Genomic DNA, 15,821 nt, shown 5'->3' on the forward strand with positions numbered 1-15,821 from the left:
GCTCTCTTTTGCGTTCTGCGCGCCACTGGAAGATTAACAAACCGTCTTCCAGCACACATCGCCTGAAAGACTAGTCAGGGTGATGGTGATGATGGTGGTTGAACTGAACGCGTGTCATGGTGTTTTTCTCTAATCAAAAGCCGGTAAAAACCGTATGCCAATTAAGCTAAACTATCCGCTGTCCACCGCGCAACCCTTTTTTAACGTCATAAATTTAATTTATTGAAACAGGTTGAGTTATTAGCCACACACGGCTTTACCTAACCTTAAGCCGGGCAGATTGTATCGCCGTGTACAGTGGCGTAGCCTTAGGGGCAGGGCGCTGCGATCTTCAGGAGAGGAAGAGGATGAAAAAGGTAGCCATTATTGGTTTAGGTTGGCTGGGCATGCCGTTGGCGTTATCGCTGATGGGCCGCGGGTATGATGTGGTCGGCAGCAAAACCACGCCGGACGGCGTCGAGGCCGCGCGCATGAGCGGCATTGAATGCTATCAACTGGAGCTGACGCCGGAGCTGGTGTGCGATCCGGACGATCTGGAATCGCTGCTGCGCGTGGATGCGCTGGTGGTGACGCTGCCCGCTCGCCGTACCGTCGAAGGCAGCGAGAACTATTTCAATGCGGTGCGCATGCTGGTGGACAGCGCGATGGCCTTTGGCGTGCCGCGGGTGATCTTTACCAGTTCCACCTCGGTGTACGGCGAAACCGCCGGCACGCTGCGCGAAGAATCGCCGCTGCGGCCGGTCTCGCCGTCGGGCCGGGTGTTGGCCGAGCTGGAGCGCTGGCTGCATGAATTGCCGAACACCTCGGTGGACATTCTGCGGCTGGCGGGGCTGGTGGGCGCCGATCGTCACCCCGGCCGCTTCCTGGCGGGCAAACTCGACGTGAAGGGCGGGTCGCAGGGGGTGAATTTGGTGCACCAGGACGACGTCATCGCCGCCATCCAACTGCTGCTGAAGCTGCCGAGGGGCGGTCACGTGTACAACCTGTGCGCGCCGCATCATCCGGCCAAACGCGAATTTTATCCTGCGCTGGCCGAACAGCTGCACCTGGCGCCGCCGCAGTTCGCCGACGAAGCGGATCAGGATGAGCGGCTGGTGGACGGCAACCGCATCTGCAACGAGCTGGGTTTTGAGTACCAGTATCCCGATCCGGCGCGTATGCCGGTCAGTTAAGGCGGCATATGTTGTTTAAAGCGGGAAAAGGTGGCTCGTCACAAAGTCGACGAACAGCCTGATTTTGACTGACAGGTGGCGGCCCGACGGCCAGAGGACATGAAAAACCATGTTCTCGCGGTCGTAGTCATCCAAAACCGTCACCAGGCTGCCCTGTTCCAGCTGTCTGCGCACGGCGATCTCCGGCAAATAAGCGATGCCCAGCCCTTGTTCGGCGAAGCATACCTGCGGATCGAGGGTATTTGTCACCATGCTGGCCGGCCGTTCGGGGATCATCTCCGTCTTGTCTCCCAGCGGCCAGACATCCAGTTTGCCGGTGCTGGGAAAGCGATAATGCAAACGGGCATGGCTTGTCAGATCCTCGGGCTTGCGCGGCATACCCACTTTGCTGAAATAACCCGGTGCGCCAACGAAAACCTTGCGGCAGGTACCCAGCCGGCGGGCAACCAGCCGTGAATCGCTCGGGGTTCCGCTGCGGATAACGGCATCGAAACCTTCCTCAATCACGTCAACCAGCCGATCCGAATAATCAATATCCAGCTCGATCTCAGGATAGCGGCGCTTGAAGTCCCCCAGTTTTGGCATGAAAAGCGTGCCCAGCGACGGGAGGCTGATGCGCAGCTTGCCCTGAGGTGTTCCCCGCGTTTGCAACAGTTCGGCTTCCGCCTCTTTCACCTCACTCAAAATGCGTCGGCACCTTTCCAGAAACAAGGCCCCTTCCGGTGTCAGGTTGACCGTGCGGGTAGAACGGTGAAACAGGCGCACGCTGAGCCGTTCCTCCAGCCGGGCGATGGTCTTGCTGACCGCCGAGGCGGAGATCCCCAGCTGTTGCCCGGCCGCCGTGAAACTGCGGCTTTCACTGACCCGCACGAAAACGTCGAGAGAACCCAGACTTTCCATAGGCTTCCATTCTATTGATGAACTTTATGTCATGAGTGTTGTTCACTTTAGCCTGTTTTTCTTTTATCAGCGAGTGGGCAGCATGATGCAAACGTCATCCGCGATGGGCGGAAACATCTTTGAATGGGGAGTGATTAATGAATCAAACGACGATATCTGCGCCTGCCGAGGGCATCGATCGGTTGCCGCTGGGCGGCCTGCTGGCGTTGGCAATGGCCGCTTTCATCACGCTGCTGACCGAGATCATGCCGGCGGGCGTGCTGTCTTCGATCGCGGGCGATTTGAACGTATCTGAAAGCCTGGCGGGGCAGTTCATCACCGCCTATGCGGTGGGCGCGTTGGTCGCCGCTATTCCGCTCACCGCATTGACGCAGGGCATGCGGCGCCGCCCCTTGCTCTTGAGTGCGATCGGCGGTTTTGCCATCGTTAACCTCGTCACGGCGCTGTCGAACGATTATCACGTCTCATTGGCGACGCGTTTCTTCGCCGGCGTTTTCGGCGGTATCGTTTGGTCCTTGCTGGCCGGTTATGCGGTGCGCATGTCACCGGCCCACCTTGGCGGCCGCGCTATTGCGATCTCCGGCGCCGGCGCCACTTTGGCGTTGGTGCTTGGCGTACCGCTCGGCACGTTGCTTGGCCGAGCCATCGGCTGGCAGGGCGCCTTTGGTCTGATGACGTTGATGGCGCTGGTGCTCGTGGTGTGGATCATCGCCATCGTGCCGGATTTCCCCGGCCAGGCTAAGGCGCATCGGCCGTCTCTGAGCGGCGTATTCTTGCAACGGGGGATCCGCGCCGTGCTGTTCGTGGTGTTCACCTTTATCGTTGCCCATAACATTCTGTATATCTACCTGGAGCCTTTTCTCAGGCCGTCGGGGTTGTCCGAGCGGGTCGATATCGTTCTGTTTATCTTCGGGCTGGGCGCGATTGCCGGATTGGGCGTCGCCGGGATGCTGGTCGATCGGCGAGTCCAATCTCTTACGGTGATGAGTATCGTCATCTTTGCTCTCGCTGCCGTGCTGCTGGGGAGTGGGGGACGGATGATCCCGATGGTCTATCTCTCCGTGGCTTGTTGGGGCTTGGCTTTCGGCGGTTTCGCCACCCTCACGCAGACGGCATTGTCACGCCTTTCCGGTCGCGCGGCCGACGTGGCGCAGTCCATGTATACGACGGGCTGGAATACCGCCGTGGCAGCCGGTGGCGCGGTCGGCGGCATGTTGCTCGACAAGGGCGGGGCGCCCTCTTTCGCCTGGGCCATCATCGGATTACTCGTCCTGTCTTTAACCGGCACGCTGTTTGCCATGAATCGGGCGCTGGCCTCTCAGCGATGAGGTGATGGGCGTGCGGCGCGCGCCAAATCCTCCAGCAGCGCGTTCAGCGCCTCGTCGGGCTGGACGGGGCGGCTGACCAGGCTGAGCGTGGCGCGGTATGAGAGCGCCGTACCGCCCAACTGCCGAAGCAGCCCCTGTTCCACCCAACGCGCCGCGTAGTGGGTGGGCAAATAGCCGAGACAGGTGCCGCTCAGCACCAGATGGGCGACGCTTTCCATATGGTGGGCCACCGCGGCCAGATGCGGCGGCGCGATCGGGCACAGCTGCTGTGCCAGCAGGTAGCCGCGCTTGACCCAGCGCGCGTTTTCAATCTGCTCGCGCCCCGGTTCTTCTACCGCGAACAGCGGGTGATCCCTACTGCAGTAGATCGCCTGCGTCTCCTCCAGCCACGGCTGATAACGCAACGCCTCCAGCTGCTGGCCGAAGTAGCCGATGCCCAGATCGAGCTGCCGGTGCAGCAACCCTTGTTCAATCTCGTTCGGCGAACAGATGCGGCACTGCAATTGCACGTCCTGATGTCGGCGTTGGAAGTGTTGGATGGCCTGACTGAACGGATTGCCCGGCAGCGAAACCAGATTATCCACCAGACCGATCTGCAGATCGCCGGTCAGCAGGCCGTTCAGCGACTGGCTGACCCGGGTGAAGTCGCGGGCGGCGTTGAACAGCGAGCGGCAGGCGATCAGCATGCGTTCGCCCTTGGGCGTCAGCCGGAAGCCGGAGCGGCCGCGTTGACACAGGCGAAAACCCAGCCGGGTTTCCAGCGAGGCCAGGTGGGTGCTGATGGTGGATTGGTTCATCAACAGCGCTTCCTGTGCGGCGCTGACGCCCTGGGCTTCCGCCACCGCGACGAACACCCGCAGCAGTTTCAGATCGATATCGCTTAGGTTGGTGAGCATCGCCCCCTCCGCAGAACGTCGGCCGGTTAACCCATTTTTAACATCGAAGAAATAGGTGCGGCGCTGAAGATATGGTCTTCCTTATGGCATGAATTTGAAATAAAAATCAATACTTCAATAGGTTAGTTGCATCGCGTTTTCCGATGTTTACATGCAAAAGCGGGAATGGTAGCCGAGGCGGCCAACGGGGTAGTCTGCGAATGTTGCTCAAATGTTTCAATTCATCGCAGATCAAGACAAGGATACGCCATGCTGAACCAACCCCAAAGCGGTAACGACATGCCGCGCTTTGCCGGTATTCCCACCATGATGCGCCTGCCCGCCGCCGAACAGGCGCACGGTCTGGACGCCGCCTTTGTCGGCATTCCGCTGGATATCGGCACCTCCAACCGCAGTGGCACCCGCTATGGCCCGCGCCAGATCCGCCAGGAATCGGTGATGATCCGCCCCTACAACATGGGCACCGGTTCCGCCCCGTTCGAACGGCTGCAGGTGGCCGATCTGGGGGATGTCGCCATCAACCCTTACAGCCTGGCGGACAGCGTGCAGCGCATCGAGGCGGCTTATCACGAGATCCTGGCACACGGCTGCATGCCGTTGACGCTCGGCGGCGATCACACCCTGACGCTGCCGGTGCTGCGCGCCGTCGCCCGCCGACATGGCCCGGTCGGGCTGATCCACGTCGATGCGCATTCCGATACCAATGAGGAGATGTTCGGCGAACAGCTGGCGCACGGCACCACCTTCCGCCGCGCGTTTGAGGAGGGGCTGCTGGCGCCCGAAAAGGTGGTGCAGATTGGCCTGCGCGGTAGCGGCTATGCGGCGGATGACTTCGATTGGTCACGGCGTCAAGGCTTCCGCGTGGTGCCGGCCGAGGCCTGCTGGCATCGGTCGCTGACGCCGCTGATGGCGGAGATCCGCGAACAGATAGGCGATGCGCCGGTTTACCTCAGCTTCGATATTGACGGGTTGGATCCGGCCTTCGCGCCGGGCACCGGCACGCCGGAGGTCGGCGGGCTGTCGGTTTGGCAGGGGCTGGAGATCGTGCGCGGTTGCCGCGGGCTGAACCTGGTGGGCGGCGATGTGGTGGAAGTGTCGCCGCCTTACGATCGCTCCGGTAACACGGCGCTGCTGGCCGCCAACCTGCTGTTTGAAATGTTGTGCGTGCTGCCGGCCCGCTGAGGCCGGCGTACTGATCCTACCGGCGGAGCGGTTGCGTCGGGCCCCCTGATAACAATAACAACGGAGTGGAGGTACCCATGAATCTCGATCTGCTGGTTGTGGTGATTTACTTTCTGGTGATAGGCGCGGTGGGATGGATGGGCATTCACCGCGCCAATTCCAAAGAGGCGTATCTGGTGGCCGGGCGCAACCTGGGGCCGGGGCTGTATCTGGGCACGCTGTCGGCGGTGGTGCTCGGCGGCGCGTCGACCATCGGCAGCGTCAAGCTCGGCTACACCTACGGCATCTCCGGTGTCTGGCTGTGCGGCGCGCTCGGGCTGGGCATCGTGGTGTTGAGCCTGGCGCTGGCCAAGCCGCTGCTCAAACTGAAGCTGTATACCGTCAGCCAGGTGCTGTCGCGGCGTTATCACCCGGCCGCGCGGGTCACCAGCGGCGCGATCATGCTGGCGTATGACCTGATGGTGGCGGTGACCTCGATCATCGCCATCGGCAGCGTGATGCAGGTGATGTTCGGCCTGTCGTTCAGCGCGTCTATCCTGCTTGGCGGCGGGCTGGTGGTGCTGTATTCAACGCTGGGGGGCATGTGGTCGCTGACGCTGACCGACATCATTCAGTTCATCATCATGACCGTCGGCATGATGCTGGTGCTGATGCCGATGAGCATCGTCAAGGCCGGCGGCTGGGAGGCGTTCACCAGCCTGCTGCCCGCCGGTTACTACCAGCTGTCGTCGATCGGGCTGGACACCATTCTGGTGTTCTTCCTGATCTACTTCTTCGGCATTCTGATCGGCCAGGACATCTGGCAGCGGGTGTTCACCGCCCGCAGCGCCAACGTGGCGCGCTTCGCCGGGCTGGGCGCGGGCGTCTATTGCGTGCTGTACGGCGTGACCGGCGCGCTGATCGGCATGGCCGGCAAGATCGTGCTGCCGTCGCTCAGCAACACCGACGGCGCCTTCGCCGCTATCGCGCAGGCGGTGTTGCCGGTCGGCGTCAGCGGGCTGGTGGCCGCCGCGGCGTTGGCGGCGCTGATGTCTACCGCCAGCGCCTGCCTGCTGGCGTCTTCCACCATCGCGCTGGAGGACGTATTGCCGGCCATCCGCCGCAAACCTTCCGGCGGGCTGGCCGCCGGGCGCTTCACCACGCTTTTCATGGGCGTGGTCATGCTGGGGCTGGCGTTTGTGGTGCGCGACGTGCTGGCGGCGCTGACGCTGGCTTACAACCTGTTGGTGGGGGGCATGTTGATCCCGTTGGTGGGGGCGATCTTCTGGCCGCGCGCCACCAGCGCCGGCGCGATTGCCAGCATGCTGACCGGCAGCCTGTGTGTGGTGGGGCTGATGATCTGGCACGGCATCGATGCCAACAGCCCGATCTACGGCGGTCTGCTGGGCGGCGGCGTCGCCTTCGTGTTGGGCAGCCTGTTGAGCCGCTCGGCAGCGCAGCTGCAGCCGCAAACCGAGCGTTGAAACGACGAGGTGGGACATGAACAATCGCAATGTGGCGTCACGCCCAAAAATTGAAGTGCGCTCGATAGACTATGTGCCCCGTCACGAGCGGCATGGCAAGGTTTGGCATCAGGCGCCATTTTGGTTTACCGGTAATTTCGTTTTGACGACGATGGTGGTCGGTTTCACCGGCCCGGCGTTGGGGTTGGGCGCGCTTTATTCGATGCTGGCCATTGCCGTCGGCGTGGGGGTCGGCACGTTCTTCATGGCGTGTCATGCCAATCAGGGGCCGCGCATGGGGCTGCCGCAGATGATCCAGTCGCGGGCCCAATTCGGCCTGCGTGGGGCCATCGTTCCCTTTGCCGCCGTGGTGTTTGTTTACATCGGCTTCAATGTGTTCAACGTTATTCTCGCGACCGATGCGATCAACACGGTGCTGCCGGGCCACCGTCTGCCTTGGTATGCGTTGCTGATCGCGGTGGCCGTGCTGTTGGCGATCGTCGGCCACGATATGCTGCATGCGGTGCAGCGCTGGCTGACCTATGTGATGATGGCGGTGTTCGGCGTGCTGACGATCGGTGCCGTGCTGTCGCTGCGGATGGACGCTGTCGTCGGCGCCGGGCATTTTTCGTGGGCGGCTTTTTTGATTCAGCTGTCGGCGGCCGCCGGTTATCAAATCAGCTACGCGGTGTATGTCTCCGACTACTCGCGCTATTTGCCGCATGAAACGCCGTCGGCCAACGTGATCTTTTGGACTTATCTGGGGGCGGCCGGATCGGCGCTTTGGCTGATGTCGCTGGGCACGTTTCTGGCCTCAGCCTTACCGGCTCCCGATGCGATCGGCAGCGTACAGGCGGTGGGGAATGGCATCTATCCGGGGTTCGGCACGCTGGCCGTGTTGATCGCTGTGCCTTCGCTGGTCGGTATCATGGCGGTCAACTGTTATGGCGCAATGCTGACCAGCCTCAGTGCGATTGACGCGTTCCGTAAAGTGACGCCAACGTTGAAATTACGCATGGCCGGCATTGGCGTCGTCGCTATGACGGTGTTTGCGGTGGCGTTGGCCATCCCGGCGAGCTATCTCGCCAGCTTCAATACCTTCGTACTGCTGATGCTGTATTTTCTGGTGCCCTGGACGGCGGTGAACCTGATGGACTTTTACGTGGTGCGCGGCGGGCATTACGCGATAGGTGAAATCTTCAACCCGTCGGGGATCTACGGCCGCTGGGGCGGCTCCGGTCTGACGGCTTACGCGGTCGGTCTGCTGGCGATGGTGCCGTTCATGACGTTGGGCTTTTACACCGGTCCCTTTGCTGTTTTACTGGGCGGCGCGGATATCGCTTTTCTGATCGGCCTGCTGGTGGCCGGGAGCGTTTATGTCGTAATGTGCCGTAAGCTCGATCTTGAAGCCGAACGGCGGGTGGCGTTGCGCTGCGAGGGGTTATTGGAAGGAGAACCGGAGTGAAGGAAAAAATCAGCGTCGCATGCTGCCAGTTAGCGTTGCGGGTAGGGGAAGCGGAGCACAATCGGGCGCTGTCCGCCCAGGCTATCCGCCGGGCGGCGCAGCACGGCGCCAACGTCATCGTGTTGCCGGAGTTGGTGAACAGCGGCTACGTGCTGCGCGATAAGGCGGAGGCGCTGGCGTTGGCCGAGGCCGAAGACGGGCCTAGCCTCAGCCTGTGGCGGGGACTGGCGCGTGAGCTGGATGTGGCGATCGTCGCCGGTTTCTGCGAGCGCCTGCCCGAGGGTGAGGTGGCCAACAGCGCGGCATTGATCGATGCGCAGGGGGTGAGGGCGATTTATCGCAAGGCCCACCTGTGGCATGAAGAGAGCACGATCTTTACCGCCGGCGATCGGCCACCGCCGGTCGTCGAGACCCGCTTTGGCCGATTGGCGGTGATGATCTGTTACGATCTCGAATTCCCTGAGTGGGTGCGGCTGCCGGCGTTGGCCGGCGCTCAACTGCTGTGCGCGCCGGTCAACTGGCCGCTGGCGCCGCGCCCGCAGGGTGAACGGCCGGCGGAGATGGTGAAGGCGCAGGCCAACGCCGCCGTCAATCGGCTGTTCATCGCGGTGTGCGATCGCTGCGAAACGGAGCGCGGCGTTGCGTGGATCGGCGGATCGGTGATCGTCGACGCCGATGGTTATCCGTTGACGCAGAGCCTGGAGGGTGAAGGCATGGTGCTGGCATCGATGGATATCGGCGTAGCCGATGACAAGCACATTGGCCGCCACAATCACGTGCATCGCGATCGGCGGCCGATGCTGTATTAAAGCGGCGGGGCGGTCGGTGGACCCGGCTGCCCCGCAGAGCGTCTTTGCCGGCGGGAAAAGCCGCCGTTTGGGCGCTACAGCCAGCCCGATTTCTTCAGCTTCTGATACAGGAAAATGCAGCCGACGGCGGTCACTCCCAGCGTGGCGTGATAGGCCCACGGGAATTTCAGTTCCGGCATGTCGGCGAAGTTCATGCCATACAGGCTGAAGACCACCGTCGGGATGGCCAAAATCGCCCCCCAGCCCGCCAGCCGTTTCACCACTTCGTTCTGTTTGACCGTCACCAGCGCCAGGTTGACGTGCATGGCGTTGGTCAGCATTTCGCGCATGTCGTCGATGTTGCTGACCACCTGATGCGCGTGATCCTGCACGTCGCGCACGTAGGCGCGCAGCTCCTTCGGGATCACCTCTTCGTGCAGGCGGATCAGCTGATTGCAGATTTCATCCATCGGCAGCGCGGCGTTGCGCAGCGCCAACAGGTGGCGGCGCAGGGTATAGACGTTCTCGATCGCCGCCTGATCGAACTCCGACTGGAACATGTTGGCTTCGATGTTCTCGATGGTGCTCTCGAAGCGCGTCACCACGCTGCGGTAGTTATCCACCACGAAGTCCAACACCGAATAGAGGGCAAAGCCCGGCCCGTGGCACATCTGCTTGTGGTTCTCTTCCGCCTTGGCGCGGATCGGCGCGTAGCTGGGCGAGGCGCCGTGGCGCACCGTCACCAGAAAGTTTTTGCCGACGAAGAAGTGGGTTTCGCCGTATTCGATTTCGTCGTGTTCGCCCCACTGCGCGGTTTTCACCACGATGAACAGCGAGTCGCCGTAGGTTTCCAGCTTCGGCCGCTGATGCGCGCACAGCGCGTCTTCGATCGCCAGATCGTGCAGGCCAAACTCCTCCTGCACCTTGCGCATAAACGCCGGCTCCGGCTGCCGCAGCCCCAGCCAGACGAAGGTGTCCGGCTGTTTGACCACCTCGCTGATATCGTCGATGGTCACTTCGCCCAGCCGTTGGCCGGCTTTGTACGCCACACAGTTCACCACCATGCTTTTGCTGTCCATCCGTCCATCCATTAATCAGTCAGGGTTTTGGTGAGAAAATAACACTCATGTTCCACCGGATAATCTTTCAGCGTCATTTGCAACTGATAGCCGAGTTTTTCGTAGAACGGCCGCGCCTGGAAGCTGAAGGTATCCAGGCGAGCGTAGCGGCAGCCGCGCGCCTGCGCCTCGCGTTCGGCGGCGCGCATCAACCGGCCGCCGAGGCCGCTGCCGCGCTGGGTATCCGCCACCCACAGCCACTCGACGCTCAGCCAGTTGCCCCAGGTTTCGGCGGTCAGGCCGCCGATCACCGTACCGGCTTCGTCGCGCGCATAGACGCTGAGCGGCTTGCGGTGGCTGGCGTCGATATGCGGCAGGTTGTAAGCGCGCAGCCCTTGCCTGATCGCATCGAGGGTTTGTTCGTCAATCGCGTCGGTAACGGTAATGTCCATTTTTCCTCCTGGGTGATGCGTTAACTTAAGCACACTACGGCCAAAAGGCAACCTATTGAAATGTAATGCAAACGACCACATCCGCTGAGTGGGCTACACTAAACGGGTCATTTCACCCCAGGAGGACACCATGCCCCGATTGACTCTGCTGGCCGGTTTGCTGCTGTGCAGCGGCCTGCTGCACGCCGCGCCGACGGTCAGCCAACTGCAGGATGGCCTGGAACACCCCTGGTCGCTGGCCTTCTTGCCGGCGGATCAAGGCCTGCTTATCACCGAACGGCCCGGCCGGCTGCGGCTGTGGCAGCCGGGCAAAGGCCTGTCGGCACCGATCGCCGGCGTGCCGCAGGTCTACGCCGAGGGGCAGGGCGGCCTGCTGGAGGTGTTGCCGGCCCCCGACTTCGCCGCCAGCCGCCGGGTATACCTCAGCTTCGCCGAACCGGGCGAGGGCGGCAAAGCCGGCACGGCGGTCGGCTATGGCCGCCTGAGCGACGATGGCGCGCGGCTGGAGAACTTTAAGGTGATCTTCCGTCAGCAGCCCAAGCTGTCGGTCGGCAATCACTTCGGCGGCAAGCTGGCGTTCGACAGGCAAGGCTACCTGTTTATCGCGCTGGGTGAAAACAACCAGCGGCCGACGGCGCAGGAAACCGACAAACTGCAGGGCAAGCTGGTGCGGCTGACCGCCGAGGGCGCGATACCACCAGATAATCCCTGGGTCGGCCAGGCAGGTAAACGCCCGGAGGTCTGGTCTTACGGCCACCGCAATCCGCAAGGGCTGGCATTGAACCCGCGGAGCGGCGCGATCTGGGAACACGAGCACGGCCCGCGCGGCGGCGATGAGCTCAACATCCCGCTGCCGGGTAAAAACTACGGCTGGCCGCTGGCCACCTACGGCATCAACTATTCCGGCCAGCCGATCCCGGAGGCGAAAGGAGAGCGGGTGCCCGGCACCGAACAACCGCTGCACTATTGGCGAGTCTCGCCCGGCCTCAGCGGCATGGCGTTCTATGACGGGCAGCGCTTCCCTGCCTGGCGTCACTCGCTGTTCATCGGCGCGCTGGCGCAAAAGGAACTGATTCGCCTGACGCTGGAGGGTGACAAAGTGGTGGCGGAAGAGCGGCTGCTGGGCGATCGCGGCGAACGCATTCGTGAGGTGCGCAGCGGGCCGGATGGCTACCTGTATCTGTTGACGGACGAACGGGACGGCAAGCTGCTGAAGGTCGGGGCGTCGTAACGCCCCGCACGCATCAGGTGAGCTCGCTCATCACGCCGCGCTGATAGGCCGGGCGAGCGCGCAGTTGCTGATACCAGCGCTCCATGTTCGGCCGTGGGCGGCGGGCGATCGGCATCTCGAACCAGCCGTAGGCGAAGCTGCCGAGCGGGATATCGCCGAAGCCGAACGCGTCGCCGGAGAGGTAAGGCTGGTGCGCCAACGTCTGTTCAATGATATCGAAGTGTTTTTCCAGCGTGGCGATCGCCGCTTCTATTTTCGCCATGTCGCGCAGCTCCGGCGCGGTGCGGATCAGGCCCCAAAAGACGATGGTGAAGGCCGGAACGATGGTTGAGGTGGTCCAGTCCATCCATTTCTCGGCGGCGGCGCGCGCCTGCAGATCTTGCGGATAGAACGTCGCGTCGCCGAATTTCGCCGCCAGGTAGCGCACGATGGTGTTGGACTCCCACAGCACGAAGTCATCGTCCTGCAGCAGCGGCACCAGGCCGTTCGGGTTCAACGCGCGGTAACTCTCTTCGTTGACCTTGCCGAACGCGCCGCCGGCGTTGATGTGGGTATAGCTCAGCCCCAGTTCGGCGGCGCACCACAGCACCTTCCTGACGTTGTTCGAATTCTCACGACCCCAAATGGTCAGCATGGGATAACTCCGTTAGCGGATTAAAGACCCTTAATACCTACGCCACAATGCGCTTTTTGTCACACCGCAGGGCATTTTTTGTCTGCCGATCAACGCTCCCAGCGGCACACTTCCCAGCCGTGCTCCGCCGCTAGCGCGCTCAACTCGCTGTCGGGGTTGATCACCGTGGCGCTGTCGACGAATTGCAGCATCGCCTTGTCGTTGAGGGAGTCACTGTAGCCGTGGCTGTGCTCGAACTTTAGGTGCGGATGCTGCGCAAGCCAGTGCTGCAGGCGGATCACCTTGCCCTGTTGGTAGGTCATGGTGCCGTAGGTGTGGCCGGTGAAGCGACCGTCGCTGATTTCCACGCCGATCGCCAGCGCATCGTCGGCGCCGAGCTGTTCGGCGATCGGCGCCACCAGGTGCTCGCCGGTGGCGGAGATCACCAGGATGCAGTCGCCGCGTTCGCGGTGCCACTGCAGGCGCTCACGGGCGGCGGGATAGACGCGCGGCAGGATATCGCGGCGAATGTAGCGTTGCACCCAGCCGGCCACGGTTTGCACGCTCAGGCCGGTCAGCGGCGCCAGCGTGGCCTGCATGTAGTCCTCCATCGACAGCTTGCCCTGATAATAGAGCTGCATCAGCTGCTGCTCCTGCAGTTCCAGCTCCGCCGGCGCGAAGCCCTGGCCGACCAGCCAGCGGATCCACAGGCTGGCGCTGTCATCGTCAATCAGGGTTTCATCCAGGTCGAATAAGGCTAAATCCATCAGTATTTCTCCGGCAGGCAGGGTATGAGGTCGTTTACAGGATAGCGGATAGCGCCCATCGCCAGCCAGCGGCGTCGGCGAAATTGCGCAGAGCATAAGAAACATTGATGACGGTTTTGCGACAGTTTGTTGAACGTTTGCATAACTTAGAACGCAACAATATTGGCCGCTCCGGCGAGCGCGGTGATAACTATGGGGCAAATGCAGCTACCCGCTGGGGAGTGACAATGTTGATTATTCGTCTGTATGGCAGCCCGATCGTGATCGGGGAAGAAGAGGAACCGCATGATGACGCATCTGACGACGCTGAAGACGCTGCCGCTGCTGGATCTTTCGCAGCTTGACGGTGATGCGCGCCAGCGGCGCGCCTTTCTCGACGATTTGCGCGCGGCGGCCCGCGATGTCGGTTTTTTCTATCTGCGTGGGCACGGCGTAGACGGCGTGTTGAATGCGCGACTGCAGCACGCCGCGCGGCAATTTTTCGCCCTGCCGGAAGCCGACAAGCTGGCGGTGCAGATGGTGCATTCGCCGCATTTTCGCGGTTACAACCGGGCGGCGGCGGAGCTCACGCGCGGGCAGCCTGACTGGCGCGAGCAGTTCGATATCGGCGCCGAACGCCCGGCGCTGACGTTGTCTGACGACACGCCACGCTGGGCGCGCCTGCAGGGGCCAAACCAGTGGCCGGCAGCGCTACCGACGTTGAAACCGCTGCTGCTGCAGTGGCAACAGGCGATGACCGCCATGTCGCTGCGGCTGCTGCGCGCTTTCGCTTTGGCGCTGTCGCTGCCGGAGCAGGCGTTCGATCGCTTGTACGGCGAGAAGCCCAACGAGCACATCAAACTGATCCGCTATCCGGGGCGGGAGGCTACCGGCAGCGCACAGGGCGTTGGCGCACACAAGGACTCCGGGTTTCTCAGCTTCCTGCTGCAGGACGCGCAAAAAGGGCTGCAGGTGGAGGTGAGCGAAGGGCGGTGGATAGACGCGCGGCCGCGTGAAGACACTTTCGTGGTGAACATCGGCGAGCTGCTGGAGCTGGCGACCAACGGCTATCTGCGCGCCACGGTGCACCGGGTGGAGACGCCGCCGGCGGGGCGCGACAGGTTGTCGATCGCGTTCTTCCTCGGCGCACGGCTGGACGCGGTGGTGCCGCTGTATCAACTGCCGCCGCCGTTGGCGGCGCAGGCTCGGGGCCCGGCCAGCGATCCGCTCAACCCGCTGCTGCGCGACGTGGGGTATAACTACCTGAAAGGCCGCATTCGTTCCCACCCCGATGTGGCACAGCGCTTTTATCGGGACGTCATCGGCGTCTGAACATCAGGCACAAAAAAGCCCGGCGCGCCGGCCGGGCTGATGACGATTGATTCAGGCGATTATTCCGCCAGCGCCTGCTGCAGATCGGCGATCAGATCTTTCACATCCTCAATCCCTACCGACAGGCGCACCAGCTGCGGCGTGATGCCGGTTGCCAGGCGCTGTTCCAGCGGAATGGAGGCGTGCGTCATGCTGAACGGCTGGCTAATCAGGCTTTCCACGCCGCCCAGGCTTTCCGCCAGGGTGAACAGGCGCGAACGCTGGATGACCCGACGCGCATAGGCGTCGTCGCCTTTCAGCCGTACCGAGATCATGCCGCCGAAGCGCGTCATCTGGCGTGCCGCCAGCTCATGCTGCGGATGGCTCGGCAGGCCAGGGTAATAGACGTTTTCCACCTGCGGCTGGCTCTCCAGCCACTGGGCGATGCGCAGCGCGCTGTCGCTGTGGCGCTGCATGCGCAGGGCCAGGGTGCGAATGCCGCGCAGCGTCAGGAAGCTGCTAAACGGATCGAGAATGCCGCCGACCGCGTTTTGCAGGAAGCCGAGCTGCTCCGCCAGCGCCGGGTTATCCCCCACCGCCGCGACGCCCGCCACCACGTCGGAGTGGCCGTTGAGGTATTTGGTGGCGGAGTGCACCACCACGTCAAAGCCCAGATCCAGCGGACGTTGCAGATACGGCGAGGCGAAGGTGTTGTCCGCCACGCTGATGAGCTGATGCTTTTTGGCGATCGCGGCGATGGCGCTCAGATCCGCCAGCTTGAGCAGCGGGTTGGTCGGCGTTTCGACCCAGATCATTTTGGTATCCGGTTCGATCGCCTGTTCCAGCCCGGCGAGATCCGCCGGCGACACGTAAGTCACGCGCAGGCCGGCGGTGCGGCTGCGCACTTTTTCCAGCAGGCGATAGGTGCCGCCGTACAGGTCGTCTACCGCGATCAGGTGGCTGTCTTTATCGAGCAGCTCCAGCACCGTGGAGCAGGCCGCCAGACCGGAGGCGAAGGCGTAGCCGCGGCTGCCGCCTTCCAGTTCGGCGATGGCGCTTTCCAGCGCGGTGCGCGTCGGGTTGGCGCTGCGGGAGTATTCGTAGCCGGTATGCTCGCCCGGTGCCGGTTGGGCGTAGGTGGAGGTGGCGTAAATCGCCGGCATCACTGCGCCGGTCGCGTCCGGGGTGTAACCGGCGTGAACGGTCAACGTATCAAACTTGGCCATAATGGGTCCTT

Annotated in this window: 17 protein-coding genes and 1 other annotated feature (1 of these 18 cut by a window edge); of the genes, 9 read left to right on the forward strand and 8 right to left on the reverse strand. The window is 62.6% G+C overall.

Going from position 1 to position 15,821, the window contains the following annotated elements:
• Positions 1-95 (reverse strand) — a sequence feature (His leader region) (it extends 32 nt beyond the left edge of the window).
• The gene (hisL, locus tag ACMGGW_RS06425; RefSeq protein ID WP_100396937.1) at positions 71-118 is read right to left on the reverse strand and encodes a his operon leader peptide; all 48 of its coding nucleotides are present in this window, start codon (positions 116-118) and stop codon (positions 71-73) included. Its footprint overlaps the feature before it by 25 nt.
• A 229-nt stretch (positions 119-347) precedes the next feature.
• Between hisL and ACMGGW_RS06430 the strand changes: the two genes are divergently transcribed.
• Entirely contained in the window at positions 348-1,172 is an 825-nt protein-coding gene (locus tag ACMGGW_RS06430; RefSeq protein ID WP_043137858.1) for an SDR family oxidoreductase, read from the forward strand.
• 15 nt (positions 1,173-1,187) lie between these two features.
• Here ACMGGW_RS06430 and ACMGGW_RS06435 read toward each other — a convergent pair whose 3' ends face one another.
• A complete protein-coding gene (locus ACMGGW_RS06435) occupies positions 1,188-2,072 on the reverse strand; it encodes a LysR family transcriptional regulator (protein WP_043137856.1) in 885 nt (294 codons plus the stop codon).
• Positions 2,073-2,209: 137 nt separating this feature from the next.
• Here ACMGGW_RS06435 and ACMGGW_RS06440 point away from each other — a divergent pair, with 137 nt between their 5' ends.
• A complete protein-coding gene (locus ACMGGW_RS06440) occupies positions 2,210-3,400 on the forward strand; it encodes an MFS transporter (protein WP_197832627.1) in 1,191 nt (396 codons plus the stop codon).
• Here ACMGGW_RS06440 and ACMGGW_RS06445 read toward each other — a convergent pair.
• Positions 3,391-4,296 carry a LysR family transcriptional regulator gene (locus ACMGGW_RS06445; protein WP_025302195.1) on the reverse strand — a complete coding sequence of 302 codons (906 nt, stop codon included), beginning with the start codon at positions 4,294-4,296 and terminating at the stop codon, positions 3,391-3,393. The two genes, ACMGGW_RS06440 and ACMGGW_RS06445, sit on opposite strands and share 10 nt — an antisense overlap.
• Before the next feature lie 249 nt (positions 4,297-4,545).
• Here ACMGGW_RS06445 and speB point away from each other — a divergent pair, with 249 nt between their 5' ends.
• From speB to ACMGGW_RS06465, 4 genes are all read left to right on the forward strand, one after another.
• A complete protein-coding gene (gene speB, locus ACMGGW_RS06450) occupies positions 4,546-5,478 on the forward strand; it encodes an agmatinase (RefSeq protein WP_049207921.1) in 933 nt (310 codons plus the stop codon).
• A 77-nt stretch (positions 5,479-5,555) separates the two neighbouring features.
• Complete coding sequence (locus ACMGGW_RS06455) at positions 5,556-6,941, forward strand: sodium:solute symporter (protein WP_142590602.1); 1,386 nt, start codon at positions 5,556-5,558, stop codon at positions 6,939-6,941.
• 16 nt (positions 6,942-6,957) lie between these two features.
• A complete protein-coding gene (locus ACMGGW_RS06460) occupies positions 6,958-8,385 on the forward strand; it encodes a cytosine permease (protein ID WP_197832628.1) in 1,428 nt (475 codons plus the stop codon).
• On the forward strand, positions 8,382-9,194 hold the full coding sequence (locus tag ACMGGW_RS06465; protein ID WP_049295308.1) for a nitrilase-related carbon-nitrogen hydrolase: 813 nt from the start codon (positions 8,382-8,384) through the stop codon (positions 9,192-9,194). Before ACMGGW_RS06460 ends, ACMGGW_RS06465 begins: the two co-directional genes overlap by 4 nt.
• Positions 9,195-9,268: 74 nt before the next feature.
• Here the strand turns inward: ACMGGW_RS06465 and ACMGGW_RS06470 are convergent, their stop codons facing one another.
• Positions 9,269-10,252: a magnesium and cobalt transport protein CorA gene (locus ACMGGW_RS06470; RefSeq protein ID WP_043137840.1), complete on the reverse strand. Its 984-nt coding sequence runs from the start codon at positions 10,250-10,252 to the stop codon at positions 9,269-9,271.
• 11 nt (positions 10,253-10,263) lie between these two features.
• A complete protein-coding gene (locus ACMGGW_RS06475) occupies positions 10,264-10,683 on the reverse strand; it encodes a GNAT family N-acetyltransferase (protein WP_025302201.1) in 420 nt (139 codons plus the stop codon).
• 130 nt (positions 10,684-10,813) lie between these two features.
• Between ACMGGW_RS06475 and ACMGGW_RS06480 the strand changes: the two genes are divergently transcribed.
• Positions 10,814-11,914 (forward strand): PQQ-dependent sugar dehydrogenase, encoded by a 1,101-nt coding sequence (locus tag ACMGGW_RS06480; protein WP_049207932.1) that lies wholly within the window; start codon positions 10,814-10,816, stop codon positions 11,912-11,914.
• Positions 11,915-11,927: 13 nt separating this feature from the next.
• On the opposite strand, the gene ACMGGW_RS06485 is transcribed toward ACMGGW_RS06480, so the two are convergent.
• Together ACMGGW_RS06485 and ACMGGW_RS06490 are read right to left on the reverse strand one after the other, a co-directional pair.
• Positions 11,928-12,548 (reverse strand): glutathione S-transferase family protein, encoded by a 621-nt coding sequence (locus tag ACMGGW_RS06485; RefSeq protein ID WP_025302203.1) that lies wholly within the window; start codon positions 12,546-12,548, stop codon positions 11,928-11,930.
• An 89-nt stretch (positions 12,549-12,637) separates the two neighbouring features.
• On the reverse strand, positions 12,638-13,294 hold the full coding sequence (locus tag ACMGGW_RS06490) for an HAD family hydrolase (RefSeq protein WP_025302204.1): 657 nt from the start codon (positions 13,292-13,294) through the stop codon (positions 12,638-12,640).
• Positions 13,295-13,401: 107 nt separating this feature from the next.
• Here ACMGGW_RS06490 and ACMGGW_RS06495 point away from each other — a divergent pair, with 107 nt between their 5' ends.
• Positions 13,402-13,638: a hypothetical protein gene (locus tag ACMGGW_RS06495; protein WP_072008235.1), complete on the forward strand. Its 237-nt coding sequence runs from the start codon at positions 13,402-13,404 to the stop codon at positions 13,636-13,638.
• Entirely contained in the window at positions 13,583-14,605 is a 1,023-nt protein-coding gene (locus ACMGGW_RS06500) for an isopenicillin N synthase family oxygenase (protein WP_197832632.1), read from the forward strand. Before ACMGGW_RS06495 ends, ACMGGW_RS06500 begins: the two co-directional genes overlap by 56 nt.
• Positions 14,606-14,664: 59 nt before the next feature.
• On the opposite strand, the gene ACMGGW_RS06505 is transcribed toward ACMGGW_RS06500, so the two are convergent.
• Positions 14,665-15,810 (reverse strand): aminotransferase class I/II-fold pyridoxal phosphate-dependent enzyme, encoded by a 1,146-nt coding sequence (locus ACMGGW_RS06505; protein ID WP_197832629.1) that lies wholly within the window; start codon positions 15,808-15,810, stop codon positions 14,665-14,667.
• Positions 15,811-15,821 lie beyond the last annotated feature (11 nt).

Origin of the sequence: Serratia sp. BNK-4, from assembly GCF_048685115.1 — a bacterium.
Lineage (GTDB): Bacteria > Pseudomonadota > Gammaproteobacteria > Enterobacterales > Enterobacteriaceae > Serratia > Serratia bockelmannii.

Coding starts and splice junctions, on each gene's coding strand:
- ACMGGW_RS06430 (WP_043137858.1), top strand. CDS start 348: ATGAAAAAGGTAGCCATTATTGGTTTAGGTTGGCTGGGCATGCCGTTG.
- ACMGGW_RS06435 (WP_043137856.1), bottom strand. CDS start 2,072: ATGGAAAGTCTGGGTTCTCTCGACGTTTTCGTGCGGGTCAGTGAAAGC.
- ACMGGW_RS06440 (WP_197832627.1), top strand. CDS start 2,210: ATGAATCAAACGACGATATCTGCGCCTGCCGAGGGCATCGATCGGTTG.
- ACMGGW_RS06445 (WP_025302195.1), bottom strand. CDS start 4,296: ATGCTCACCAACCTAAGCGATATCGATCTGAAACTGCTGCGGGTGTTC.
- speB (WP_049207921.1), top strand. CDS start 4,546: ATGCTGAACCAACCCCAAAGCGGTAACGACATGCCGCGCTTTGCCGGT.
- ACMGGW_RS06455 (WP_142590602.1), top strand. CDS start 5,556: ATGAATCTCGATCTGCTGGTTGTGGTGATTTACTTTCTGGTGATAGGC.
- ACMGGW_RS06460 (WP_197832628.1), top strand. CDS start 6,958: ATGAACAATCGCAATGTGGCGTCACGCCCAAAAATTGAAGTGCGCTCG.
- ACMGGW_RS06470 (WP_043137840.1), bottom strand. CDS start 10,252: ATGGACAGCAAAAGCATGGTGGTGAACTGTGTGGCGTACAAAGCCGGC.
- ACMGGW_RS06475 (WP_025302201.1), bottom strand. CDS start 10,683: ATGGACATTACCGTTACCGACGCGATTGACGAACAAACCCTCGATGCG.
- ACMGGW_RS06480 (WP_049207932.1), top strand. CDS start 10,814: ATGCCCCGATTGACTCTGCTGGCCGGTTTGCTGCTGTGCAGCGGCCTG.
- ACMGGW_RS06485 (WP_025302203.1), bottom strand. CDS start 12,548: ATGCTGACCATTTGGGGTCGTGAGAATTCGAACAACGTCAGGAAGGTG.
- ACMGGW_RS06490 (WP_025302204.1), bottom strand. CDS start 13,294: ATGGATTTAGCCTTATTCGACCTGGATGAAACCCTGATTGACGATGAC.
- ACMGGW_RS06495 (WP_072008235.1), top strand. CDS start 13,402: ATGACGGTTTTGCGACAGTTTGTTGAACGTTTGCATAACTTAGAACGC.
- ACMGGW_RS06500 (WP_197832632.1), top strand. CDS start 13,583: ATGACGCATCTGACGACGCTGAAGACGCTGCCGCTGCTGGATCTTTCG.
- ACMGGW_RS06505 (WP_197832629.1), bottom strand. CDS start 15,810: ATGGCCAAGTTTGATACGTTGACCGTTCACGCCGGTTACACCCCGGAC.